Source organism: Acetobacterium sp. KB-1 (genome assembly GCF_003260995.1).
Classification (GTDB): domain Bacteria; phylum Bacillota; class Clostridia; order Eubacteriales; family Eubacteriaceae; genus Acetobacterium; species Acetobacterium carbinolicum.
The window spans coordinates 2,100,885-2,125,976 of sequence record NZ_CP030040.1 but is presented as its reverse complement, the minus strand read 5'-3'; the positions used below and the strand labels follow the sequence as shown (position 1 = coordinate 2,125,976).

Below are 25,092 nucleotides of genomic sequence, written 5' to 3'. Positions count from 1 at the left end.
ATATTTATGAAAATTTATGTGGATAAAAAATATCATTTTTATGAGTTGTTTAATGAAAAAAATGGAACTTTAATAAGAAGTAATATAGAAGGAACAGATATAGATGCAAAATGTAGGTCATTTCCGGAATTGATTGATATTGGAATAATGGGAAGCTGTATATCGGGAAAAACAGGTATATGTAAAAATGCCGGAATTGATTGTTATCAAAATGCAATATCTTCGTGTAAACCAGACATGTCATTAGATGGCTATGAGTGGATTGTTAGTCAATGTAAAGATAAGGTGTTTCAGGTTGCATTAGGTGGAGCTGGAGATCCAAATAAACATAAAGATTTTGCTGATATTTTAGAAGTTACGAGGTATAATGAAATAATTCCCAATTTGACGACAAGCGGATACCTGCTATCAGATGAAGAAATAAACTTAATTAAAAAATATTGTGGGGCAGTTGCTGTCTCTTATTATTCAAGATTAGAAAGAGATAAAGAAAGTAATTATATAACATGTGAAGCCATAGAAAGACTTATAAAGGCTGGATGTATTACGAATATTCATTTTATTATATCGGATAAAACCATTGAAGAGGCAATTTATAGATTGGAAAATAATATTTGGTCAAAAGGGATAAGTGCAATTATATTTATTCTATATAAACCAGTAGGGTTAGGCGTTGAAGAGAAGACAGTGAAAGTTGATGACCGGTTTAAAAAATTTATGAATCTTGTGCTAAATAATAAATATCCATTTAAAATTGGATTTGACACTTGCTTCACTCCTGCATTATGTAATTATGAAGAGAAAATTAGTTTTCAATCAATTGATGCATGTGAAGCGGCAAGATTTTCTATGTATATAGATAGTGAACTTGCGGCATATCCTTGTTCATTTGATAATCAAACAGGACAATATAAAGTTGAATTAAAGCCAGCATCCATACAAGAAGCATGGGATAGCGAAATGTTTGAAAAGTTTCGAAGTAACAACAAAGAAAAATGTGCTAGTTGTGATAAGGGAAATATATGCAATAGTGGATGCCATTTGGGCTTAGGAATTGATTTATGTTGATAAGAAATTTATTTATTCTGTAGAAAAGGAGATTTATGAAACGTAATTTACGCAGAAATAGAAATATTGTAATTATAGTATTGTTACTTGTATTTATTTTAGATGTGATAAACATTTCAGATATAATAAATATACCGTTCAATAATATTAACTTGGATTTATGGAACATTTTGATATTTGTGATCTTATATATTTTGACTTATGAAATTATTGACAAAAGAGATAATAGAAGAAAGAAAAATCAAGAGGAGATTGCAAGAATATTATTAGAAGAAACCTATAATGAATGCGATAAATATAAGAATATAATAGACAATGAAATTTTTAAAAAAGTGTGTCCAAAACGTTTTCCTGGAGATCAAACAGTCGAAAATAATGTGGCATATCATGATATGAGAAAAGCTCCATTTGAACATGATTCTATAATTTTTTCTCTGGGAGAAGAAGGGATTATTTCTGCTTCAGAGATACTGAATTACATAAATGTAAAAAATAAGTACAGCATATATTTTTCAAACGTCGTGTGTTTCCCTGATATAGATGAGATAACAAATCCTTTAAAACAAGATTTGGAAATCGCGATACATAAGGCATTTAGACGATTGAAAATGTAGAAATAGTTGTGTTGACTAACTACGAATTTGGAACATATAAACAAAATAGTGGGAGCATTTAAATTGGAGATATATAATGGATGAAATTAATTTTTTTTTGGATATTGAAAAATCTATAATGACGAACAAATATATATGTGAACTTTGCATCTAGGTTACACTAAGTCATAAAAAACTGTGTGAGAAAGTCTCAAAACCCCAGTAAAATCAAGGAAATTCACTTGCAAAACGTAGAAAAAAGTAGTATAATTTTAGTGTAACAGTTACACTAAAGGAGGCTGCTCATGTACTACGATTACACAGTCAAAATCCCTTTGGTTAGGGGCAAGATAATCACCAAGAAAAAGGGCGATTCAACTTATGTCCTTTTTCAATACGGCCAACAATACAATGTCGAAAAGAAATATGCCATACCCCAACGTACCATCATCGGAAAGATTCATTCAGATAATCATGATGTCATGTATCCGAACGAGAAATTTCAAGATTACTTTCCGGAGGTTACCCTTCCAGAAGAACTGCCGGATTCTTATCGAAGCTGCGCTTTGAAGATTGGTTCATATGCGGTAATCCAAAAGGTTCTCCAAGAATATAAGTTAGAGAATCTTCTGAATACATGGTTTCCAAAAGACTGTGGATTACTACTCGATCTAATGGCATATCTGATTGTTGATGAAGAAAATGCAGGCCAGTACTATCCTGATTTTGCATTTAACCACCCACTGTTTTCGGAGGGAATGAGGATATACAGCGATTCAAAAGTAAGCCGGTTCCTTAAATCAGTTACTCGGGAACAGATTATTGGCTTCCTAAATGACTGGAACAAAAAACGTGATCATAAACAATGCATTTACATTTCGTATGATTCAACAAACAAGAACTGCCAAGCCGGTGATATTGATCTTATAGAATACGGCAAAGCGAAGGATGAAAAAGGACTTCCAGTGTTTAATCTTGCATTAGCATTTGATAAGACCAACCGAGTTCCGCTATTTTATGAGGAATATCCAGGTTCAATAACCGATGTTTCCCAGTTTGAGTATATGGTAGACAAGGTGAAAGAGTACAATTATAAATCGGTCGGTTTTATTCTGGACAGAGGATATTTCAGCAAAGCCAATATAAAATACATGGAAGATAATGGTTACTCCTTCATCATCATGGTTAAAGGCCGTAAAAATCTCGTATCTGAGCTGATAACAGCGAACCGAAATACATTTGAAACTGATCGTGAGTGTGCTATCCGTTCATACAGAGTTTATGGAAAAACAGTTTTAGCTAAGTTGTATGAGGACGATAATACTCTTAGATATTTCCATTTATACTTCAACCCTTCCAAACAGGCTGCTGAGAGAGAACAGCTGGAGCAACTGATTGAAAGACTTGGATTGTATTTGGAAAAACATATTGGAAAAGATATCACACTTGGGAACGTATATCACGAATATTTTGACCTTCGCTATAACAACAAGCATGCGCTTGTCTCGTATACAGAAAAAAAGGATGTCGTTCGGAAAAAGTTGGAGCAATGCGGTTATTTCTGCATTATCACCTCTACTGAAATGACTGTATCACAGCTGTCTCTTATACACATCTAGATGTGTATAAGAGACAGAGCTTGCAGGAGCTGATGACATTTTTAGATGTCTGAGGCAACGGTTTTGAGTTTCAAAAAGTATTTAGTGTAACTTTTATGCAAAGTTGAGGATATAGAATTGCTGGATAGTTATGAGAGAAAAATGATATATTTTTTATCTAGATTTACATCTACTTGTGTGTTTGTACTGATTAACAAAACAATAATATTTCATAATTATAATATGGATTGTAAGCAAAATGATTATGAAAAATACGAAAGAGGAAAACATTGCTCATTAAGGATGTTATTAAGCCTGCCAGAATACTATTATAAAAATATAGTGGTATGTGGGAATGAACAAATACTAGATTATGATGAAATGGTAGATGAGTTGTTAGAACATTTAGTGTGTCTTGAAATGATTTACTACTATTATCCTTGTCGAAATCAAACAAAGGTTAACATGGATTCAAACACTGAATTTTATATGAATTACTTTAAGTCATATTATTTTGATTATCCGGAAATCAGTGCAGAAAAATACATTGATTTTTTTGAAGAAAATGCTGCAATATCTCAGAAAGTGTTTCAAGTAAAGAATATCAAAGAAACAATAATGGAAGCATTAGTCTTCCAAGAATTTGAAAAGAATTTATATAGTATTAGGGGAATTCAAAGATTCATTTGTAAAATACGTCACAAAGTAGATTTTAAAAAAGAAGGTATTTGGTTAACGTTTCCAATAAGTATTATTCAATTTTTATTTACTGTTAAAAATTTGAGATATGAAGAGTTCATAAAAAAATATGTATATAATATTACGGATAAGCGAAGTGTTCAATATTCAAGAATGATAGATGTGATTGCATCTGAAGATACAAGAATTGCATTAATAAGTAATAATAACATCTGTTTTCCAAGAAATTATTACTGGATTAATAGGTGGTATACTTATGTTTGGAAAAGTTATGAAATTAGCAAGAATAATGAAGATGGAAAAACTTATAAAAGTGATAAACATGAAAACGAAATCAAATCAGTGTTAGAAAAATATTTTGCAAAGGATAAAGTATATTCTGGCGTGTATTTAAAACGAAAAAAAGGTCAATACGCAGAAAAAGATTTTATAGTTGTATTCAATGATTATGTTATATCATTTGAAGCAAAATCAAAATTGTTACCTGCTCCATTTTTGGGAGTTGAGGATGGATTGGAAGATATAAAAATAAAATGTAATGAGGCAATCGAAAAAGCTATTCAACAAGGCAATGAAATAAAACAGGCGATAGCTGAAAAAAAAGCGTTTTTCTATGATACAAATGAAAAAGAAGGCAAAGTTGTATTAGATTTAAATGGTTATTCTGAAAAAAAATTTATACAAGTCGCTTTAATGTATGAAGAGTTTTTGAATGTAGAAACAAATATTGAACATATATATAAGGATAATATCAACTTTTGGCTTTCAGATGTTAAAACGTTGGATACTATTCTTCGGGATACATTTGGAAAAGGTGAGGGGCAAAAATTTATTAATTATATTAACAAGAGAATGAATGCTTATGGTCTAATAGATGTGCAATCAGGTGAAGAGTTAAAAATGTATCAAGCATATAAGACTTTTCCAGTATTCTTCGAAGAAAGACGTCCAGATATTGGGATTAAGGTTAGAATATAATTTGCTAAGAATTCAAGAAGATTCATTTCATAAATCAATTGTATAATTGTTGTATTCGTTGAATAATCTTAGTATAATTACTATCGTAATACAATTTCAAGTGTCTGTTTTGCAAGGAAAACACAGTGCGTTTGGAGAAAATGTATCGAATTTATTCGGGCTATAAAAAATTTCAAAGCCATAAATTATAGAACGAAAAATTTGAATAGAGAAATGAATATTTCGGTCTGAAGAACCAGCCTGTCCGGAAGAACCAAGGTTCGTTTCAACAGAACCGGATGCAAGTTTCACATGATTCGGCTTAGTCCAAACCATACCTTAACCATTATAATTACTTAAAACATGAAGCATTTTGCTCTGTCAAGGACAGAGCCGCAAAGCGGTGCGAAGCATCCTTGATTGAGCAGAATGCTTCATGTATACTCAAAGAATAATGGTGAATTTGGACTATTGGAACCAGTCCGGAATGATTGAAACGGAATTCCGGAAGCATTGGCACGAATTTCCGGTTCGGTGAATATTTCACGGTAATGATACCAACGATATTCAATTGGATACCGGTAGCACACACATTGATACCGTGGACGATTCACAAATCAATACTGGCTATTCATGGAATGATACTGCTGCCTTATAATGTATATCAGGGAATAAATATCCAATATTCCTTAATACATTATAAAGGAGGACATAAATATGTCCAGAAAAATTGCCGTGAAGCTCATTATGGAATTGCGTGCTAATGGGCTTTCGCAATCATCAATCGCACGCAGCCGACACATGTCAAAAACTTCTGTTAATGAAGTTTTCCGTATTGCTGAAGAACAGCATCTTTCTTATGATGAGATCAAAGACCGGTCTTCAGACGAAGTCTATCATCTGTTCTTTCCGCATAAACATGCTGAAGAAACCGTTTATGCGCTGCCGGATTATGACTATGTTCATAATGAGTTGACCAAAGTGGGCGTCACCCTCAAAATTCTCTGGCAAGAGTATCGGGATCAATGCACTGCCACGTCACATCTCAACGTTGGTTATACGAAATTCTGTAATGGTTATCGCGATGAAGTGGCGCGTAAAAAGCTAACCAATCATCTGACCCATAAGCCGGGTGTGATCGCCGAAGTTGACTGGAGTGGCAAAACCCAAAAGCTGATTGACCAGGTGACCGGTGATGAGATAAAAGTTTATCTCTTTGTTGGCACCTTGCCTTACAGCCAGTATACCTATGTTGAACCATGTTTAGATATGAAACAAAATACCTGGCTCAATTGTCATGTGCACATGTATGAATACTTTGGTGGTTCAACGGTTCGCACGGTTTGTGATAATCTCAAGACGGGTGTTGTTACGCATCCCAGGGAAGGTGACATCATTCTCACTGAAGCTTATGAAGCTTTGGGTGATCACTATTGCACGGCTATTATGCCCGCCCCGGTGCGAAAACCAAAAGCAAAGGCTTCGGTTGAAGGCAGCGTTGGTAAACTCGCCACGGCGGTGATTGCCAAACTTCGAAATAATGTCTACTACACCCTTGCCGACTTGAGAGTCGATGTCCTGGCGGCTCTCAAAGTGTTTAATGACCGGCCTTTCCAGAAACGGCAAGGCAGTCGTACTGAAATCCACGACACCATTGAGCGCACCTGTTTGAGACCATTACCGGTGCATCCCTATGAGCCAGTTACCTGGTTTTACAACAATAAAATCTATTCGGATTGTCATATCGTTTTTGAAAAGAATCATTATTCCTGTCCTTATCAGTTTGCGGGTAAAAAAGCCGATTTACGTGTCGGTGATTCATTTATTGAGATTTATTGCCACAATGAGCGGATTGCCAGTCATCATCGTTTCCCATACTATACCATTGATGGTTGGTCGACTCATGATGAAGATTTGCCTGAAAGTTTTAAACAGGCGGAATGGAATCAGGAACGTTTTATGAAAGAAGCACAGAGCATCGGTGCTTCAACTTTGGCGGTGATTCAGCTGATTTTCGAAAATACCCGGCTCCCGGAAAGAGCTTTTAATCCGTCAAAGTCGGTACTGAAACTGGCTAAAAAATATTCGGCGGTACGGCTTGAAAATGCCTGCGAAATGGCCCTCAAAACGCTTCGTTCGCCGAGATACAAACATCTCGAACCGATATTAGCCGCTGGCGAAGATATCCTTTATGCCAAAGACCGGGATGCCGCTCATCAAGCTGAAACAGCGAGTACCACCGGTTTTATCCGTGGGGCATCTTACTACGGCGGTTACGACAATGATTAATGACGAAACCCGACGCAAACTCCGCGAAATTCAGCTTGAGGAAATGATTCAGGTGATTGACAGACAGGCCAAAGATACGATTTATGCCACCCTCTCTTTTGACGAACGCATGAAAATGATTGTTGATTATGTTTATCAGGAAAAGCACAACAAGCGTGTTGCAAGCCTTATAAAACGGGCTCGATTCAGAATTCCGAATGCCGCCATTCAGGATGTTTTCTTTGCTGAACGACATCTTGATAAAGATCTGATTCTGGAAATTGCTACCGGTACTTTTATCAGCAACAATCAGAATATCATCATTTGCGGGTTCACTGGCTCGGGAAAGTCGTATCTGGCTTGTTCCATTGGAAAAGAAGCCTGTAAACAGGGCATTCGCACCCGGTATATTCGCTTGCCCGACCTTCTGATGGAATACGGCGAAGCAAAGAACCAGCCGAATGGGCAAAGCAGGGAACTCAAAAAATATACGAACTATCCCTTATTGATCCTTGATGAATGGCTAATTACTGATCTTTCTGATGATGAACTCCATTTTCTTTTTGAACTGGTCGAACGCCGTTATGACAACGGTGCTACCATTTTCTGCACGCAGTATAAGATCGAGGAGTGGCATGCTCGTCTCGGTGGTGGTGTTCTGGCTGATTCTATTATGGATCGCATTATACATGGTGCTCACATTGTCAGCTCAGGCAGTATAAATATGCGTGATTTTGTATTAAACCTTTAATGAACCCATTTTAGGGAATGCCGGTATTACCGGTATCATTTTGTGAACCAATGGTATCATCTCAAGTACTGCCAGTATCATTAGCGTGTACTGGCGGTACTCTTAGCGTGAAATAATCAGTTCGGTTGGAAGTTTCGACCGAAATACTCACAATACCATAAATTTCCCGCATGGAGCGATCATGCTCCTTGTCAATATACTGAATTTCGATGCTGTGTGAATTGTGAATAATCCGATCAAGTATGGCATCGGCGACAGTTGCTTCAGGAAATTTGCTGTACCAGCCGAGTGGAGCAAACTGGGAGCAGAAAATCGTGGAAACTTTTTTATGACGGGCATGGATAATCTCCAGTAAGTCCCTAGCTTTCGTTTCTGGACTCGATGGACCCTAGACACCATGTATATTAAATAAGAAACCCCAAGCTTAAAAACCTGGGGTTTCATTTACAAAATTTGTGTCTTACGACTTCAAATGATCTAAATTGAACTTGCCTGAAATCGCATGATACCGTAATAAATGGGGCTATAGCCTACTTACTTGCTTCCTCAATCGCCACCGCAACAGATACTGTCGCGCCAACCATTGGGTTGTTACCCATTCCAATTAGTCCCATCATTTCAACATGGGCGGGAACAGATGAAGAACCGGCGAATTGGGCATCGGAGTGCATTCGTCCCATGGTGTCGGTCATCCCGTAGGAAGCTGGGCCTGCTCCCATATTATCAGGATGCAGAGTACGGCCGGTACCGCCGCCGGAGGCAACGGAGAAATATTTTTTGCCTTGTTCCAGGGCTTCCTTTTTATAGGTGCCGGCAACAGGGTGTTGGAAACGGGTCGGGTTGGTCGAGTTTCCGGTGATGGAAACATGTACCCCTTCGTGATGCATGATGGCAACGCCTTCTTGCACGTCGTTGCAGCCGTAGCAGTTAACAGCAGCTCGTTCGCCGTCTGAATACGGTGTTTTTGAGACGATGTTGAGTGCGCCGGTTTTAAAATCATAATCGGTTTTAACATAGGTAAAGCCGTTGACTCGAGAAATAATCAGAGCGGCGTCTTTTCCCAAACCGTTTAAGATAACCCGGAGTGGTTTGATCCGAACCTTGTTGGCCGAGCGGGCGATACCGATGGCACCTTCAGCAGCAGCAAAAGATTCATGTCCGGCGACGAAAGCGAAACATTCGGTTTCTTCTCGTAGCAGCATTGCGCCTAAGTTACCGTGACCTAAACCAACCTTACGTTGTTCGGCAACCGAACCGGGAATACAGAAAGCCTGTAAGCCTTCACCGATTACTTCAGATGCGTCGGCAGCATTGGTAATACCGCGTTTAATCGCCAGAGCAGCACCTAAGGTGTAAGCCCAACAGGCGTTATCAAAACAGATGGGTTGAATGCTTCTAACAATTTCAGCCACATCAATGCTTTTTTCATCACAGATCGCCTTTGCTTCTTCTAAAGAGGCAATGCCGTTGGCAGCTAAAACTTCTTCAATTTTAGCGATTCTTCTTTCATAACTTTCAAATAATGCCATGTGATTTCCTCCTATTCTTTTCTTGGATCAATGTATTTGACAGCATCGTCGAATTGTCCGTATTTACCAGAGGCTTTTTCCAAAGCGGCTGCTGGCTCAACACCGTTATTGATACTTTCCATCATTTTTCCAAGATGGACGAAGGAGTAACCAACAATCTCGTCATTTTTGTTTAACGCCAATTTCTGGATATAACCTTCGGCAATTTCAAGGTAGCGCGGTCCTTTGGCAAGGGTACCATAGGTAGTCCCAACCTGGCTTCGCAAACCTTTACCTAAATCTTCTAGTCCGGCTCCGATGGGGAGTCCGCCTTCGGAGAATGCCGTTTGAGTACGACCATATACGATCTGTAAAAACAATTCCCGCATTGCGGTGTTAATTGCATCACAAACTAAATCGGTGTTAAGTGCTTCTAAAATTGTTTTGCCTGGCATGATTTCAGAGGCCATTGAAGCGGAATGCGTCATTCCTGAACATCCGATGGTTTCAATCAGACATTCCTCGATGATGCCATCCTTTACATTAAGTGTTAGTTTACAGGCGCCTTGTTGCGGGGCACACCAGCCAATACCATGGGTTAACCCTGAGATGTCAGTTACGTCTTTTGCCTGAACCCATTTTCCCTCCTCTGGGATTGGTGCACAGCCATGATTTGCGTTATTTCCAACGACACACATGCTTTTAATTTCGTGAGAATATTCCATTCATTAATCTCCCTTCAAAAAATTACTCCTTTAATTATAAGCTTTAAATTTATAAAAAAACAGGTAATATTTTGTTAATTCGTGAAAATGGAGAAAAATACCCGAATTGGACAAAAAGTTTAATTGAAGAAATGGGTAAATCGATGTAGAATAGGGCAAGAGCCTAAAATAGGTGAATTTTATCTTTGGTTCGGTAACTTATCTTAACAATTAATTAAATATAATGATACATAATTGGTTGATTGATCTTCAGATTGATTGAGAAGGGATGTAAACGAATGGAATTGAAAAACAAACTTAGCCTGGGAGCAAAACGAGTGGAGTACTTAATGGAAGAGTATTTCAATCGCGAAAAAACACTGGGCTATTGCAAGGCATGTCCAAACTTTTCTAAGTACTGGTCCTGTCCCACCTACGCATTTGATGAAGTAATCTTTTTAAAACAGTTTAAATATATGCATATTATTGGCAGACAATTCGAGGTTCCTCGAGAGGATTTAAGAAATGTCCGTGATCCGGAAGCGGTTAAAAACTATAGCACCGATAAACTTCAGGCCATTAAGGTGATGACCTGGAAAACCCTGCTGGAAATTGAAAACGAAGTGGATGGTGCCATGGGTCTGATACCCGGTAATTGCCCGATTTGTGAAACCCAGGGGATGGAGTGTGCCAGAAAAACAAACAAGCCCTGCCGTAACCCGAGCCTGATGCGTTTTTCATTGGAGTCTTTAGGTTTTAATGTCGCGGATCTGCTAAAATATGAGGTGGGTATGTCGATGAAATGGGGAGACACCTACCGCTTACCGGAGGTGCTGACTTCCGTATCGGCGATCCTCTGCAATGAAGAAATTCCCAAGGCGATTCTCAAAAAATATTTCCCGGATAAAAAGAAAAGCTGGGAAAAGAAAGATCAAAGAAATCCGGCGATGGAATTTCATACCTCAGAAACTATCAAACCGGAAGAAACCATCCACGGTGGAAGTGCCGCAGTTAAGGCTAAGGCAATAATCATCGATGATGAGATTCCCCCTTATCGACCGCAGAAAAGCTGGGTTGGCTACAAAGCTGATAAAAATCCCGAAGAAGTAGCCATGAAAATGGGCTACACAGTCACCATGCAAGGTGTCGAAGAACCGATTCCACAAAAAACGACGGAAGAAGTGGAAGCTCAAAAAATCTATGATGAAGAGTCCGCCCCGGAAGTCAAACCAGAAGAAGCGGCGACAGTAGCACAGACACCTGAACCGGAAGAGGCACAAATTGCGAAAGAAGAGGATGATACCCAGTATCAATGGTTGGGCTTTAAAGCCGCTCTTGACGACGATGAAATAGTTAAACGTCCGATCCCGAAAATGACCGAGCTGATTCTGGAGGGTGAAGCGGTACCGGCGGCAAAAGAAGAACCAGTTGCAAACATCGAAGTTGCACTAGAAGATGATTGCACCCCGTATTATGATCAAACCGAAGCGGAACTGACGGTGAATGACAAAAGGACTAAGGAACCGGCCGAAAATTTGGCGGTAGTTGAAGAGCCAGTTGAGGAAAAACCAGTCGAAGAAGAGCCGACTGAAGAAGAGCCGACTGAAGAAGAACCAGTCGAAGAAGAGGATGATTCCAAATATCAGTGGCTTGGTTTTAAAGCCCTACTTGATGATGAGGATGAACCGATCGTCAAAAAATCGACTCTGTCCACCCTTAACATTCCTGAATAAAATAATGGTGACAATCTAGATTGTGTTTGGGATGGAATTTTGCCGTTTCGGGCACAATCTAATTTGCGCTAAAGCAGTTGTCATATTAATAAACAGATAATATAGTAAAAGAGAGTCGTGTGAAATACTTAAACAATTAGAAGGAGAGAAATCATGTATTATTCAGCAGATATTGGCGTTATTGGTGGTTCAGGTCTCTATGAATTAAGTGCAGACGTGAAGAAAATTGAAGTGGATACCCCTTATGGTAAACCTTCGGATGACATCAGCCTGGTCAAGGTAGGCGAAAAAACGGTGGCATTTTTGCCACGACATGGAAAAGAACATACCTTGAACCCTTCAGAAATTAATTACCGGGCCAATATATACGCCTTAAAAAGCCTGGGTGTAAAAGCGATTATTTCACCTTGTTGTGTGGGCAGTCTTAAATTTGAGATCAAACCCGGCGATTTTGTGGTAACCGATCAGTTTATCAATATGACCTCCGGCCGTAAAGATACTTTCTTTGAAAAACCAAAGGTCAACCATATCAGCTCGGCTCATCCCTATGACCAGAAGCTCAGAGTGCTGGCCATGGAAGCGGCGAAAGAGTGTGGAATTACCGCCCATTTTGGTGGTACCGTGGTGATTATTAACGGGCCTCGCTTTTCAACCGTGGCCGAAAGCCGGATGTTTGCGATGATGGGTGCCGATGTCGTTAATATGACCCAGTATCCCGAAGGCTATCTTTGTATGGAACAGGAAATACCGGTGGTGAACATTGCCCTGGTGACAGATTATGATGCCGGACTGGAAGATCATCCGGAGATTAAACCGGTAACTAACGAGGATGTCATCCGGGTTTTAAATGAAAATACCGAAAAAGTAAAAGCGCTGATCTTTAAGCTCATCGACAAGTTAGAGGTGTAGGCTTGAAACCCGTTTATTTAGAAGATGGGGAGCTTAAGCTGATTGACCAGACCAAGCTTCCCACCGAGTTTATTGTCCATTCTTATACCGATTATCGGAAAATTGCCAAAGCCATTGTCGATATGATCGTTCGAGGCGCACCGGCCATCGGGGTAACCGCTGGCTACGGTGTTTATTTTGGTGCTTTGGAATATGAAAATGAACCAAAAGACGTTTTTTATGATAAAATGAAAGAAGTTTGCGTATTACTGGCGTCCACCCGCCCCACCGCCGTAAATTTATTCTGGGCCATTAAGCGGATGGAAGATGTGATGGTGGCCAATGCCGATAAAGAACCGGTAGAGCTGGTTGCGATATTAAAAAATGAAGCCCAAGCTATCTGTGCTGAAGACATTCAGATGTGTCGTGACATGGGCAGGCATGGCGCCGAGTTGATCCATCAAAATGATACCATCCTGACCCACTGTAATGCCGGTGCTTTGGCGACGGCTGATTACGGGACAGCCCTGGGTGTGATTCGGGCAGCCCATGAAGCGGGTAAAAACATTTCCGTCTACGCCGACGAAACCCGACCTTTTCTACAGGGTGCCCGGTTGACGGCTTATGAGCTTCACGCTGACGGCATTCCGGTAACCCTGATTACGGATAACATGGCCGGTTGGATGATGAAGCAGGGCAAAATTGACGGTGTTATTGTGGGAGCAGATCGGATTGCTTCTAATGGTGATGTGGCCAATAAGATCGGCACCTATTCGGTTGCGGTATTGGCTAAGGCCCATGGCATCCCGATGTATGTAGCAGCGCCCACCTCGACCATTGATTTTGCCATGAAATCCGGAGATGAGATCGTCATTGAGCAGCGGGATTGCCGGGAGATCAGCCATATTGGCGGGGTTCAAGTGGCACCGGATGGGGTGACCATGGAAAATCCGGCCTTTGATGTCACTCCGCACCAGAATGTCACCGCGATCATCACTGAAAAAGGGGTGGTTTACCCGCCCTATGATATCAATATTCCCAAACTAAAAGAATCGTGAATGAATAATATATAAGTAAAATTAGCATTAAGTAGGGGCGATTATTAATGACCAGGGGGTCAGACTGCACAAGTTCAATTTGCAAAATTCTTTAATCCAATGTATATAGCAATAAAACAATAAAGCTAAAGGATGAATCATGAAAGTAAATATATTATTTCCCGTTCTCGATGAAGAGCGGCGACTGGAAAAGGGAATTTTAAAAACCCTGGTTTTTCTCAAAAAAAACAAGCCTTTTGATTATCAACTAACCATCATTGATAATGGCTCCACCGACGCCACCGAGGCCATCAGCCGACGATTGTGTCAAACGTACAAAGAGGTCCATTATCTAAAAACACCCGAGCGGGGGGTTGGGGTTGCCCTGCGAACCGGAGCGGCGGATAACAGCTGTGATATTATCGGCTATATGGACATTGATCTTTCCACCAAAATTGTGCATCTCGAGGATGTCAAAGAAATTTTTAAAAACCAGCCTGAGGTGCAGATCATTAAAGGCTCCCGGCTGATGCAAGCTTCCATGGTGGTTGGTCGTAAACCATCCCGCGAATTTACCTCCCGGGGACTAAATGGACTCTTGCATGTGGTTTTTAGAAATAAGTTCACCGATGCTCTCTGCGGCTTTGATTTTTACCGGAAAGAGACCTTTGACGACTTGATTGCCGCTTCCAGCCAGGACAATGGCTGGTTTTATTGCGTTGAGCTGTTGCTGCGAGCCGAGCGTCAGGGCATCGAAGTCCACGATATTCCGGTGATTTGGGAAGATGATTATGATACTAAGGTAAAGGTTATTAAAACTGTGGTATCCTATCTCAAGCGGATCAAATTTTTAAAGTCAGAATTTATTAAAGAAGATCGTCAGAAAAAATTGAATTAAAAAAATTTCAATTAAAATCGCGAGACAAATCCTGACAACGGAGGAGGCAAGATGAAGGTACCAGCAAATAATTTACTACGGCATTTTGAAGAACACCAGCAGGAATACGAAAATAAAGCGTTGGAAATTCTAAGAAGCGGCAACTATATTCTCGGGAATGAAGTAGAACGCTTTGAAAAAGATTTTGCAAACTATATCGGCACCCATTACTGCGTTGGCCTGGGGAACTGTTTAGATGCCCTGTGGCTTTCTTTTCGTGTTTTGGGCATTGGCGCCGGAGACGAGGTCATCGTTCAGGCAAACACTTATATTGCCAGCGTGATGGGGATCACCATTAACGATGCCACCCCGGTTTTTGTCGAGCCGGACGCTTACCATAGTATCGATGCGGATAAAATTGAAGCAAAGATCACCAAAAAGACCAAGGCCATTCTGGTGGTACACCTTTACGGAACCAGCTGCGAAATGGATAAGATTGTGGCCATTGCCAGAAAACATAATCTCCGGCTGGTGGAAGATTGTGCCCAAAGCCATGGTGCTACCTATCAGGGTCAGGTTACCGGTTCGTTTGGCGATATTGGCTGTTTCAGCTTTTATCCATCAAAAAATCTTGGTGCTTTTGGTGACGGCGGTGCCATTACCACCAACAGCGCCGAGCTTAATCAGGCCTTTCGGATGTATCGCTTTTATGGTAGCGAAAAGCGCTATTATAATAAGGTCGTCGGCACCAATTCCCGCTTGGATGAGCTCCAGGCCGGGCTGCTTAACATTAAGCTTCGCTATCTGGATCAACTCAATGCTGACCGCAACCGCGTTTGCATGACCTATCTTAACAAAATTAGCAATCCGGTGATCCATTTGCCCAAACTGCGGGACCATTCAACCACGGTCTGGCATCAGTTTGTCATTACCACCGCCTATCGTGACGAATTGAAAAATTATCTGGAAGCTGCGGGCATCGGCAGCATCATTCATTATCCCATTCCGCCACATCTGTCGGAAGCCTATGCTTATCTAAACATAGGAAGAGGCAGTCTGCCGATTACTGAAAAACTGGCGGATCAGGTTTTATCCCTGCCATTGTTTTATGGAATGACCGACGGAGAAATCGACACCGTTGTTGCTGCCATTAATGCCTTTGTACCAACGGCACTGGAGCAATAAGATGATCTTGAACAAAAACAATTCGAACAAAACCAGTTGGGACAAAATTATTATCGGCGCCGGTCTTTACGGCCTTTACGCTGCTAAGACCTGTGGCGAGCGGGGTGAGCGGGTATTGGTGCTGGAATGGGAAGAATCCCCTTTTCAGCGGGCTACCTTTATCAACCAGGCCCGCGTCCATATGGGGTATCACTATCCGCGGTCGTATGCTACGGCAATCAAATCGGCTCATTATTTTAATCGTTTTATCAAGGATTATGATTTCTGCATTCACAGTGAATTTGAGCAGGTTTATGCCACCAGCGGTAGTTTTAGCTGGACTAACCGGGAACAGTTTACCCAGTTTTGTCAAGCGGCGGAAATTCCCTGTGATGAGGTGATTCCCGAAAAATATTTTAAAAAAGGCCTTTGTGACGGGGCTTATCTGACCCGGGAGTACACCTACGACGCTGGGATTCTGGGACATTTTTTTGTCGATCAACTAAAAATGCGAAAAAATGTGGAAATAAAATATGGGGCCCGTATTGCGTCGATAAAAAAGCAGGGCGATACCTTTTTAATCACCTTAAAAACGGGAGAGCGATATGAGACCGGTTTTCTGCTAAATGCCACCTATGGTTCAACCAATCAGATTCTTTCTTTGGCAGGTTTTGAGCCGTTTAAAATTAAGTATGAGCTTTGCGAAATCATTCTCTGCCAGCCAGAAGAAAAGCTACCGGAGGTGGGGATTACGGTAATGGATGGGCCGTTCTTTTCGGTGATGCCCTTTGGCAAAACCGGGTATCATTCTCTGACTTCGGTGACCTTTACCCCCCATCTGTCATCCTTCGACAGCTTGCCAAAATTTAATTGTCAGGAAAAAAGTCGGGGTTATTGCAGCCCCGAACAACTGGGGAACTGCAATGATTGTATCGCCAAACCAAAATCCGCCTGGCCCTACATGTCCAATATGGCCAAGAAATATCTAAAGGAAGATTACGGCTTTAGCTATGTCGGATCGCTCTATTCCATGAAGCCCATTTTAAAGGCTTCCGAGGTGGACGACTCCCGACCCACGGTACTGCGAAAGGTCAGCGAGAAACCAACCTTTGTATCGGTGCTGTCCGGAAAAATCAATACCGTTTATGATTTGGATGAGGTGTTAAAAAATGACTGAAAAACGAGCAAGTAAATTTGAAATACAAGATAATGTGGAAATCCAGGACAAAGAAAAAAACTTTGTTTCGGCGGTGATTTATATCTATAATGATGAGGAGCGAATCCGGGATTTTCTGGGAGAAATTAATGCGGTTTTAAATGCCAATTTCTACAACTATCAGATTATCTGCGTCAATGACGCCTCGGATGATAACAGTCTGGCAGTCATCAGGGAGATGGGGAAAAGCATCGCCGGGACGGTCATCAACGTGGTCAATATGAGTTTTTACCAGGGTGTGGAGCTTTCGATGAATGCCGGAATTGATCTGTCCATCGGCGATTTTGTTTTTGAATTTGACAATATGGTGATGGATTATGATACCAACCTGATGATGGCGGTGTATAATCACAGCCTCACCGGTTTTGATATCGTCAATGCCGCTCCCAAAAAATGTGGACGCAGAACATCCCGGCTTTTTTACACCGTGTTTAACCGTTATTCCCACAGCCCCCATCCGCTGCGAACAGAAAACTTTCGGGTGCTGTCCAGACGGGCAATCAATCGGGTTCATTCGATGAGCAAGACGATCCCCTACCGCAAGGCGGTTTACGCCAACTGCGGCTTAAAGATTGATACCATTGAGTATGACAATGATTTATCCTGTGCCAAGGCCCAGAACAAAGAAACCCGTTACCAGCGAAAAGAGATGGCAGCGGATTCTCTGATTTTATTTACCAACGTGGCCTATAAGATGACCTTGTTGGCAGCGGTTTTTATGATGGTGGCTACCTTTGGCATCGGTATCTATACACTGGTCAGCTATGTTACTGAAGAAGTGGTTTCTGGTTATACCTCGATGATGCTCGTCATCGTCTTTGGATTCTTCGGCGTCTTTGTAATTTTAGCGGTAATTATCAAATATTTATCGATGCTGATGGAGCTGGTCTTCAGCAAACAAAAGTACACCATCGAGTCAGTCGAAACCATTAGTGAGTAAGGATTATAGTTACTTAATCTCCACCTCGGCGTCGGGATCAAAGGGGTTGGTACGCAGGGAAAAGGAGTACAGGAAAGGGTAGGACTTTCGCAGGTGGTTCATATAGATCAGCCATTCTAAAAGCAGCAGCTTTTGAGCCCGCTCAATATCCGTCATCAGGTGGGCGTGATCCTTATCCTTAAGCTGGTTAAGATCCTTGCGGTTGGCCAATTCCTGCTCGGCATGGGTCAGAGACATAATCAGATCGGAAAAGGTTTCATGCTCAATCAGGATCGGGTTTTCTAACAGCGTTAGTAAAAGTTTCCGTTTAGAGGTGAGAAAGCGGCTGAGATTTGACAAACAGGGACCCTGGAAGTTTAAAGGGGTGTCCATTTTCTTAATCTGCTTAATGGCGTTTTTGTAATCCCGCGTATCCCATTGGGGTTCGATTAATAAAACGGCTTGCAAATCTTTTAAATGCGTATCTTCTTTACGGAAAAAGCCCATTAATTCAACACCGATCTCAGAAAAGAAGACACTGACGACCATGTTCACCTTTTTGAGGCGTTCGTCTTTATCTTTGTCATGGATGATTTTGTGAAAAATAATTGAAACCAGTAACACATCCACCGGTAAAAAAGCGATGTCACCAAGAAGGTAAATAAAGATATGGTGAGGATCATTAAATATTAAGAAGTGCAAAAAATAAAGAATGACGGACAGGGTAACAAAGCTTAATGCCATAAGAATACCCTTGTAATGTTTTTTCATAGATTGTCTCCAGTTTTTAAATTTGTTAATTCTTATATCTTTATTATAGCGCAGTTTAATAAAGATAACTAGGGACTGCTGGTCAGACAAAGTTAAAAATGCGTTACAGTAAGCAGATACTATATAAGTTAAATTAAATTTAATGTAAGGGCGATTATTAATGACCAAGGGGTCAGACCCTCGCCCGCACAATTACCAGTTTCATTGGCAAAATTCTTTAATCGAACATAGAACAGCGCCAAAGAATTCTAAAATGATCAGAGAGAAGGTAGGACACCGATGAATTATAGTATGTTTTCCTGGTTTGGTTACTTTATGCCTTTTGAAGAGCGGATTAAAATTATTGCCGGTGCCGGTTTTGATGAGGCGATGATTTCGTGGGAGGATGAGTTTGAGCCGTGGCCCCTGAAAAAAGAAGAGTTCCCGGAAATTGTTAGAAAAAACGGCTTGGGTATTACCAATATTCATGCCCCCTTTATCGGCTATAGCGATATCTGGACGGCCTCCCGGACGGAGATAAAACCCAAGCTCACCGAGTTTATTGGATTTATTAAGGACTGTCAGGATTTTGAAATCCCGGCGATGGTGATGCACACCAATGATCTGGATGAATTTACACCGGATCTGGATAAGGGTTTGGCTTTTTTCTCCGAGCTGGCGGATGCCGCCGAGAAATATAACGTTGATCTGGCGGTGGAAAATGTCTCCCGGCAGCATCTGCTTGATTTTCTGCTGGAGCAGATTAATGCGCCCCGGTTTGGCATGTGCTATGACAGCTCCCACGATTTTCTGGAAGAGCAGAATCGCGGCCGGATTTTAAAAAAACATAAGCATCGAATCAAGGCCTTGCATCTTTCTGATAATGATTTTAAGGAAGATCGCCACTGGATTCCCGGCGAAGGCAGCATTCCCCTAGATGAGGTGCTGGCCGAGATTTTAACCGTGCCAACCATTAACACCATCTCTTATGAGGTGCTGGCCAATGAAGCCTGGCGCGAAAAAGAGCCCCTGGATTTTGCCGTGGCGGTTAAGAAGAGTTTGGCAAAAAAATAAAATTGAAAGATAAAATTAAAAATTGTGTCATAAAGCCAGTAGTAAAACCGCTGCCGTGAATCAGAGCGATTCGCGGCAGCGGTTTTTTTGTGGTCATTTGATAGTAGCGTCTGTGCCGTGGCCGGAAGGCGCCGTACTATTTCAAATATGCTCCCGCTTGTACACACAAGTATCAAAAAACACAATAAAGCAAAAATCAGGAGGATCTTTTTATTACCATTGAAGACAACGGTAAAGGAAAAAGTGGGATAAGGATCCTGACCGAGTCGCATCCGGAAGAACTCTTTTCTGAAAACAATCTCATTCAGACCATCCGTGATATCTTAAAGCGTCTGGTGGATACCTATGGCAGCGAGTATGCGGTGGTCATTGAAAATAAAAAAGGAAAAGGGACCTGCTGTCGGCTGACGTATCCCAAAGACCTTAGGGCGAAGGTGGGATAGTGATGCCAAAGGTACTTGTGGTTGACGACGAGCATTTAATGCGGGAAGCCTTGACCCGAATGATCAAAAAAATCGACGGGTTTGATGCGGTTTACACGGCAGATACCGGCAGACAAGCGGTGCAAATTTGCGAAACAGAAGCCATTGACATTGTTTTTATGGATATCATGATGCCGGAAATGAATGGCATTGAGGCCGGACGCCGGATTAAATCAATCGACAAAGACATCAGCCTCTATATGCTCACGGCCTATAACAAATGGGATTATTTACAGGAAGCCATGAAAATGAAAGCTGAGGACTATCTGTTAAAGCCGATTTCTCAGTCGAAAGTTAAAGAACTGCTGATGCAGCAGTTAATAAAGACCGGAGCCACTCAGCAACCTGAATGCTGCATCAACGCACTACAAAATTATAAAAGCTACCGGGAAATGTATTATGGGGTGCCCGTTTTTGTGAAAAATCTGTCAAGTAGTAGCCAGATGCTTTACCGGGAAATCATCGGCGAGCTGGTAAAAGCCAATGGCCTGTCTGAAGAAAGGATTTTACGACAAGCTAAAAAAATTTTAGCCATAAAAAAGAATTTGAACACGTTCTGCTTCAAACCATGGATCAGATTTACCGGGACTCAGCCACCACCAAACACCCCATTCTGATGGGAGTCTTTGACTATCTGGAAGTTCACCTTACCGAAAACATTGGGCTTAAAGAAATCACTCAGGACTGCAATGTGAGCCAGGGGTATCTTAGCCGGATCTTTAAAGTGGAGTTTGGCGTCAGCGTGATGGAGTACATTCATATGCGTAAAATGATGCTGGCCAAGTGGTATTTTCTGGACAATAGAGTGAGTCTGACCGATGTGGCCTACCGTCTGGGATACAACGAGTCCAGCTATTTCAGTAAGGTCTTTAAAAAATACGAACATGTTACGGTTTTAGAATATAAAAAAAGCTTATAGCATAAGGAGGCGAACTAATTGAATGAATACCTGGTCACATCCGAATCAGTGACTGAGGGCCATCCGGATAAACTCTGTGATCAAATCTCAGACGGCATCCTGGATCGGTATCTGGAACAGGACCCGGACGCCCGGGTGGCAGTGGAAACCATGGTATCTAAAAATACTATTATGATTGCCGGAGAAATATCGGCCCGGGTGGAACTGGATGTGGTCGAAATCGCCAGAGAGATCGTTCAGGGCATCGGCTATGATAATGAAATAAAAGGGCTGGATTTTAAAACCTGTCTGGTGCTGACTAATCTTAATCACCAATCGTCCGACATTGCCAGAGGGGTGGAACAGTTTACCACGCACGAACCGGCCCGATGGGTACCCGCCAGCCGAGGCTGCCGCTGGGTTAAACAAGAAGTGGTAGTAGATGGCCAGATAAAAGGTTTAGGAGCTGGCGATCAGGGCATTATGTATGGCTATGCCAGCAATGAAACGGCCAACTATTTACCGTTGACTATGGATCTGGCTAGTAAGCTGGCCCGGCGGCTTGGCGAAATCAGAAAAACCGGCCAGGTTGTCTGGCTTTATCCCGATGGAAAAACTCAGGTTACGATGAAATACGACGAAAAAGGGCGGCCCCTTACCATCACTAGCGTTGTCATCTCAGCTCAGCATCAGGACGGGACTAGCGAAAGCGAGATTGAAGCAGTTATCTTAAACCGGGTGATCCGTCCGGTCATTGACGAAAAGTGGCTGACCCCGACCACCAGAATTCACATCAATCCCACCGGCCGTTTTGTTATTGGCGGTCCACTGGGGGACACCGGCCTGACCGGCCGAAAAATAATGGTCGATACCTACGGCGGGGTGGGCAAGCACGGCGGCGGGGCTTTCTCAGGGAAAGATCCCACCAAGGTGGACCGCACTGGTGCCTATATGGCCCGGTACATGGCCAAAAATATTGTCGCTGCCGGTCTGGCTGACCGCTGTGAGGTGTCCCTGGCCTATGCCATCGGCCTGCCCGAGCCGGAAGCCATTGGCATTAACACCTTCGGTACTGAACACATCGACCGGGCCATTATTGAAAGTCGGGTCAGAGACCGTTTTTCCTTTTCGGTTAATAACATGATCAAAACCCTGAAGCTAAAGCGCCCGCAGTTTTTAAAAACTGCCGCCTATGGTCACTTCGGTAGAGAAGATGAGGGCTTTGCCTGGGAAGAACTGGATCGGGTAGAATGTTTGTTGGGGAATGAGTAAAGTAGCTTTTAATTTTAAAGAGTAACGGTGCAGGGTGGGTTTACTGGGCTGTTGCTTTTTTAGTCTATGGATTAACCGCAGGTAATCAATTTTCACCGTTGCCCAAAAATTTATGGCATCTTAAAAGCAGATCAGGTACAATAGAAATATTATAATCAGCCAAGAGATGAGACCGAAAGGAGTGATTAGTTGGAACGAACACAGGCAGCATATCCGCAGCAAACCCAAGTATGGCGGGCTGATCACGATGAGGTAAAACGTCAGACCTTTAGTGAACAGGATGTAAAAAAATTAAAGGGCAAAGAAATACGGGTGGGCGATGCCTATACCAGAATCGCTTATGGGGCATTTAAAAACATTACCAAGGTTAAGCGCATTGTTCTATCCGAAAACATTGCCTATATTGGTGATGAGGCGTTTCGGGGGTGTACGATGTTAAATACCATCAATTTACCTGCTAAGCTTAGGCGGATTGGCAAAGGTGCTTTTTATAATTGTTGTCGCCTAAAAACTATTATCATTCCGCCAACGGTTAAACGCATTGAACCTAAAACCTTTAAGCAATGTCGTGGGATGAAAGCCATCAGCCTTCATGATCAGATCGAAGCGATTGGCGACAGTGCCTTTCTGGAATGCGAGAGCCTGGAGGAAATAAGAATTCCTGAACAGTGCCGTGAAATCGGCTTTCGCAGCTTCTGCTATTGCGATAGTCTTAAAAGTGCTTGCTTTCCGGAGGGGCTACTGCGAATTGGTCGGGAAGCCTTTTATCGTAGTGGTTTAACGTCGCTTAAGCTAAATGAACAACTGGAAGTGCTGGAAGAAGGGGCCTTTTTGCGCTGTCTGGGATTGCGGGAAATCACAATCCCCAAAAGCGTCAAACAGATTGATAAATGGGCTTTTCATGGCTGTGACAATTTGCACTGGGCGGTTTTTGAGGGTGATCCGGAGATACTGGGTAGTGGGATCTTTAATCGTCTGGATACAACGGTGGTGTGTAAAAAAGGCTCCCGGGTAGATCGCTATTGCCGGGAAAATGGGTTTACGGTGGAAAACCAAAGCGATGTAAGTTGAAGTAAAAATTGTAACGTCATGTCGATCCGTGATTGCCCGCGAACAGATCAATTGCCAGTTTGATTCAACCGAGATTACAAAAAAGAATTAAAAAACGGTTGCAATTTTTAAAACCGAATGTTAAAATTGCCTTGTAACTTAAATGAGATTAAGATACGAGCAACAATAAACTAAATATTATGAGATGATAAAGCCGCCGAATCATATCGGCTATGGTAAAAACAGTGATATTTTTACCGCGAGGAATCGGGTGAAATTCCCAAGCAGATGCGCTACCGTGATTGCCGCAAGGCATCAGTCGGGAACTCAAGCTTTATCGACAGATACGATTCAACGCAGAGTGGATCAGATCATAAAAGTTCTACAGCAACACTGGAACTTCTGTCTAAGGCCTTTTTTGGCTTTGATGGGAGTTCTTTTTTTGTATAAAAAACAGAAAATTGGAGGTTTCAATGGCGACCAGAAAAACAATTGTAAAAACCTGTCCGTCCTGTGGCGCATTTTTTAATACTGAAGCCTATGAGGTAATTAATGCTACTCTAGACACTGCATTAAGAGACGAGGTCATTTGGGGGAGGATTTTTGATTTTACCTGCCCATCCTGTACGCATCACTTTAGAAGCCCTTATTCCATGGCCTATAAGGAAATGGAAAAGGAGTACATTATTTTTCTGGAGTTGGACGAGGACGCCAGAGATGAAGACGAACGGATCAGCAAAAGTCGAATAACTGAAGATCAGATTGCCGAGACTCGGGAGCTCTTCCCCACCTACCGCATTCGGGTGGTCCACGATATGATGGATCTGATTGAAAAAATCCATATTTTCAGTGCCGGTCTTAATGACAAGATTATTACCTATCTGGGTTATAAAATTAAGGATGATGTCACCTTAAAGATGAAAACAGCTAAACCACCGATCCGGATAAACAAAGCCCTGTTTGATTCCATTAGAGGGAAAGAAGGGGAAATTAACTTTGGCTTGCTGAGTACCTCACCAAAACCGATCTTTGTGACCACGCCGACCCGGGATTATGAATACCTGCTTAAAAAAAGTCCCATCCGGCAACAATTTGAAGAAGCCGAGGGGCTGTATCTAGTCGATGAAGGCTGGGCCGCCGGGATTGACAAGGTGCTGATTGCCTGAATTAACTAAAAAACAAGGGTTGACTGTGTTGGCATAAAATCAAAAATAACTGATCGCATCAAATGTGACAGCGTATTCAATTAAATAGACAGAAAAATCATTGAAAACTAAAAAAGTCAAACGCTCTTAAAAAAGATGCTCCAGGTGGCTACACACCTTGAGAATAGATGTGAAGCATTGGGCTTCATGGTTTGGTTAACAAACAGAAAGGGGGCGCGTGTGAAAAAGCAGGATGAGCAGAACTGCAGTCTTATCCGATTGGAGGAACCGGCCAATTGACTGCAGCAGAATCGGTTCAAAAATTGGTTTTTGGTAACGAGGGCAAATAAAAAACCTCAGGAATTGGGAGATTCCCGAGGTGGGTGACAACAAGTCACATTAGATAATTATAATTTAGTTTACCCTCTATTGATAGTGATG

Annotated in this window: 22 protein-coding genes and 1 pseudogene; 19 read left to right on the top strand and 4 right to left on the bottom strand. The window is 41.7% G+C overall.

What is annotated here, in order from left to right; translation table 11 throughout:
- The first annotated feature begins 6 nt into the window (after positions 1 to 6).
- From DOZ58_RS09870 to DOZ58_RS09845, 6 genes are all read left to right on the top strand, one after another.
- Complete coding sequence (locus DOZ58_RS09870) at positions 7 to 1,068, top strand: SPASM domain-containing protein (RefSeq protein ID WP_111888122.1); 1,062 nt, start codon at positions 7 to 9, stop codon at positions 1,066 to 1,068.
- Positions 1,069 to 1,103: 35 nt separating this feature from the next.
- A complete protein-coding gene (locus DOZ58_RS09865; protein ID WP_111888121.1) occupies positions 1,104 to 1,682 on the top strand; it encodes a hypothetical protein in 579 nt (192 codons plus the stop codon).
- Positions 1,683 to 1,966: 284 nt separating this feature from the next.
- On the top strand, positions 1,967 to 3,280 hold the full coding sequence (locus DOZ58_RS09860; protein WP_242988472.1) for a transposase: 1,314 nt from the start codon (positions 1,967 to 1,969) through the stop codon (positions 3,278 to 3,280).
- 117 nt (positions 3,281 to 3,397) lie between these two features.
- Positions 3,398 to 4,936, top strand: a complete 1,539-nt coding sequence (locus DOZ58_RS09855; protein ID WP_162624493.1) for a hypothetical protein — start codon at positions 3,398 to 3,400, stop codon at positions 4,934 to 4,936.
- Positions 4,937 to 5,632: 696 nt separating this feature from the next.
- Positions 5,633 to 7,204: an IS21 family transposase gene (istA, locus tag DOZ58_RS09850; RefSeq protein WP_111887007.1), complete on the top strand. Its 1,572-nt coding sequence runs from the start codon at positions 5,633 to 5,635 to the stop codon at positions 7,202 to 7,204.
- Positions 7,197 to 7,934 carry an ATP-binding protein gene (locus DOZ58_RS09845; RefSeq protein WP_111886795.1) on the top strand — a complete coding sequence of 246 codons (738 nt, stop codon included), beginning with the start codon at positions 7,197 to 7,199 and terminating at the stop codon, positions 7,932 to 7,934. Before istA ends, DOZ58_RS09845 begins: the two co-directional genes overlap by 8 nt.
- A 61-nt stretch (positions 7,935 to 7,995) precedes the next feature.
- On the opposite strand, the pseudogene DOZ58_RS09840 reads toward DOZ58_RS09845, so the two are convergent.
- From DOZ58_RS09840 to DOZ58_RS09830, 3 genes and pseudogenes are all read right to left on the bottom strand, one after another.
- A pseudogene (locus DOZ58_RS09840) lies at positions 7,996 to 8,289 on the bottom strand (ATP-binding protein); the annotation flags it as partial.
- A 175-nt stretch (positions 8,290 to 8,464) separates the two neighbouring features.
- Entirely contained in the window at positions 8,465 to 9,463 is a 999-nt protein-coding gene (locus DOZ58_RS09835) for a GGGtGRT protein (protein WP_111888118.1), read from the bottom strand.
- An 11-nt stretch (positions 9,464 to 9,474) separates the two neighbouring features.
- Positions 9,475 to 10,167, bottom strand: coding sequence for an iron-sulfur cluster assembly scaffold protein (locus tag DOZ58_RS09830; RefSeq protein WP_111888117.1), 693 nt, complete (start codon positions 10,165 to 10,167; stop codon positions 9,475 to 9,477).
- 278 nt (positions 10,168 to 10,445) lie between these two features.
- Here DOZ58_RS09830 and DOZ58_RS09825 point away from each other — a divergent pair, with 278 nt between their 5' ends.
- From DOZ58_RS09825 to DOZ58_RS09795, 7 genes are all read left to right on the top strand, one after another.
- Complete coding sequence (locus DOZ58_RS09825) at positions 10,446 to 11,879, top strand: DUF2284 domain-containing protein (protein ID WP_111888116.1); 1,434 nt, start codon at positions 10,446 to 10,448, stop codon at positions 11,877 to 11,879.
- A gap of 153 nt (positions 11,880 to 12,032) precedes the next feature.
- Positions 12,033 to 12,788, top strand: a complete 756-nt coding sequence (mtnP, locus tag DOZ58_RS09820) for an S-methyl-5'-thioadenosine phosphorylase (RefSeq protein ID WP_111888115.1) — start codon at positions 12,033 to 12,035, stop codon at positions 12,786 to 12,788.
- 2 nt (positions 12,789 to 12,790) lie between these two features.
- A complete protein-coding gene (mtnA, locus tag DOZ58_RS09815) occupies positions 12,791 to 13,825 on the top strand; it encodes an S-methyl-5-thioribose-1-phosphate isomerase (protein ID WP_111888114.1) in 1,035 nt (344 codons plus the stop codon).
- A 139-nt stretch (positions 13,826 to 13,964) separates the two neighbouring features.
- A complete protein-coding gene (locus DOZ58_RS09810) occupies positions 13,965 to 14,702 on the top strand; it encodes a glycosyltransferase (protein WP_111888113.1) in 738 nt (245 codons plus the stop codon).
- A gap of 51 nt (positions 14,703 to 14,753) precedes the next feature.
- Positions 14,754 to 15,866, top strand: a complete 1,113-nt coding sequence (locus tag DOZ58_RS09805; protein ID WP_111888112.1) for a DegT/DnrJ/EryC1/StrS aminotransferase family protein — start codon at positions 14,754 to 14,756, stop codon at positions 15,864 to 15,866.
- A 1-nt stretch (position 15,867) separates the two neighbouring features.
- On the top strand, positions 15,868 to 17,022 hold the full coding sequence (locus DOZ58_RS09800; RefSeq protein WP_111888111.1) for an FAD-dependent oxidoreductase: 1,155 nt from the start codon (positions 15,868 to 15,870) through the stop codon (positions 17,020 to 17,022).
- Positions 17,015 to 18,001, top strand: a complete 987-nt coding sequence (locus tag DOZ58_RS09795) for a glycosyltransferase (protein WP_111888110.1) — start codon at positions 17,015 to 17,017, stop codon at positions 17,999 to 18,001. Before DOZ58_RS09800 ends, DOZ58_RS09795 begins: the two co-directional genes overlap by 8 nt.
- A gap of 9 nt (positions 18,002 to 18,010) precedes the next feature.
- On the opposite strand, the gene DOZ58_RS09790 is transcribed toward DOZ58_RS09795, so the two are convergent.
- Positions 18,011 to 18,751, bottom strand: a complete 741-nt coding sequence (locus DOZ58_RS09790) for a hypothetical protein (protein ID WP_111888109.1) — start codon at positions 18,749 to 18,751, stop codon at positions 18,011 to 18,013.
- A gap of 279 nt (positions 18,752 to 19,030) precedes the next feature.
- Between DOZ58_RS09790 and DOZ58_RS09785 the strand changes: the two genes are divergently transcribed.
- From DOZ58_RS09785 to DOZ58_RS09760, 6 genes are all read left to right on the top strand, one after another.
- Positions 19,031 to 19,804 carry a sugar phosphate isomerase/epimerase gene (locus DOZ58_RS09785; protein ID WP_242988471.1) on the top strand — a complete coding sequence of 258 codons (774 nt, stop codon included), beginning with the start codon at positions 19,031 to 19,033 and terminating at the stop codon, positions 19,802 to 19,804.
- A 445-nt stretch (positions 19,805 to 20,249) separates the two neighbouring features.
- A complete protein-coding gene (locus tag DOZ58_RS09780) occupies positions 20,250 to 20,903 on the top strand; it encodes a response regulator (protein WP_111888108.1) in 654 nt (217 codons plus the stop codon).
- Positions 20,855 to 21,205 carry an AraC family transcriptional regulator gene (locus DOZ58_RS09775; protein WP_111888107.1) on the top strand — a complete coding sequence of 117 codons (351 nt, stop codon included), beginning with the start codon at positions 20,855 to 20,857 and terminating at the stop codon, positions 21,203 to 21,205. Before DOZ58_RS09780 ends, DOZ58_RS09775 begins: the two co-directional genes overlap by 49 nt.
- A gap of 18 nt (positions 21,206 to 21,223) precedes the next feature.
- Positions 21,224 to 22,456, top strand: coding sequence for a methionine adenosyltransferase (gene metK / locus DOZ58_RS09770; RefSeq protein WP_111888106.1), 1,233 nt, complete (start codon positions 21,224 to 21,226; stop codon positions 22,454 to 22,456).
- Positions 22,457 to 22,645: 189 nt separating this feature from the next.
- Positions 22,646 to 23,527, top strand: coding sequence for a leucine-rich repeat domain-containing protein (locus DOZ58_RS09765; RefSeq protein WP_111888105.1), 882 nt, complete (start codon positions 22,646 to 22,648; stop codon positions 23,525 to 23,527).
- A gap of 452 nt (positions 23,528 to 23,979) precedes the next feature.
- On the top strand, positions 23,980 to 24,672 hold the full coding sequence (locus tag DOZ58_RS09760; protein ID WP_111888104.1) for a CpXC domain-containing protein: 693 nt from the start codon (positions 23,980 to 23,982) through the stop codon (positions 24,670 to 24,672).
- The last annotated feature ends 420 nt before the right edge of the window (positions 24,673 to 25,092 follow it).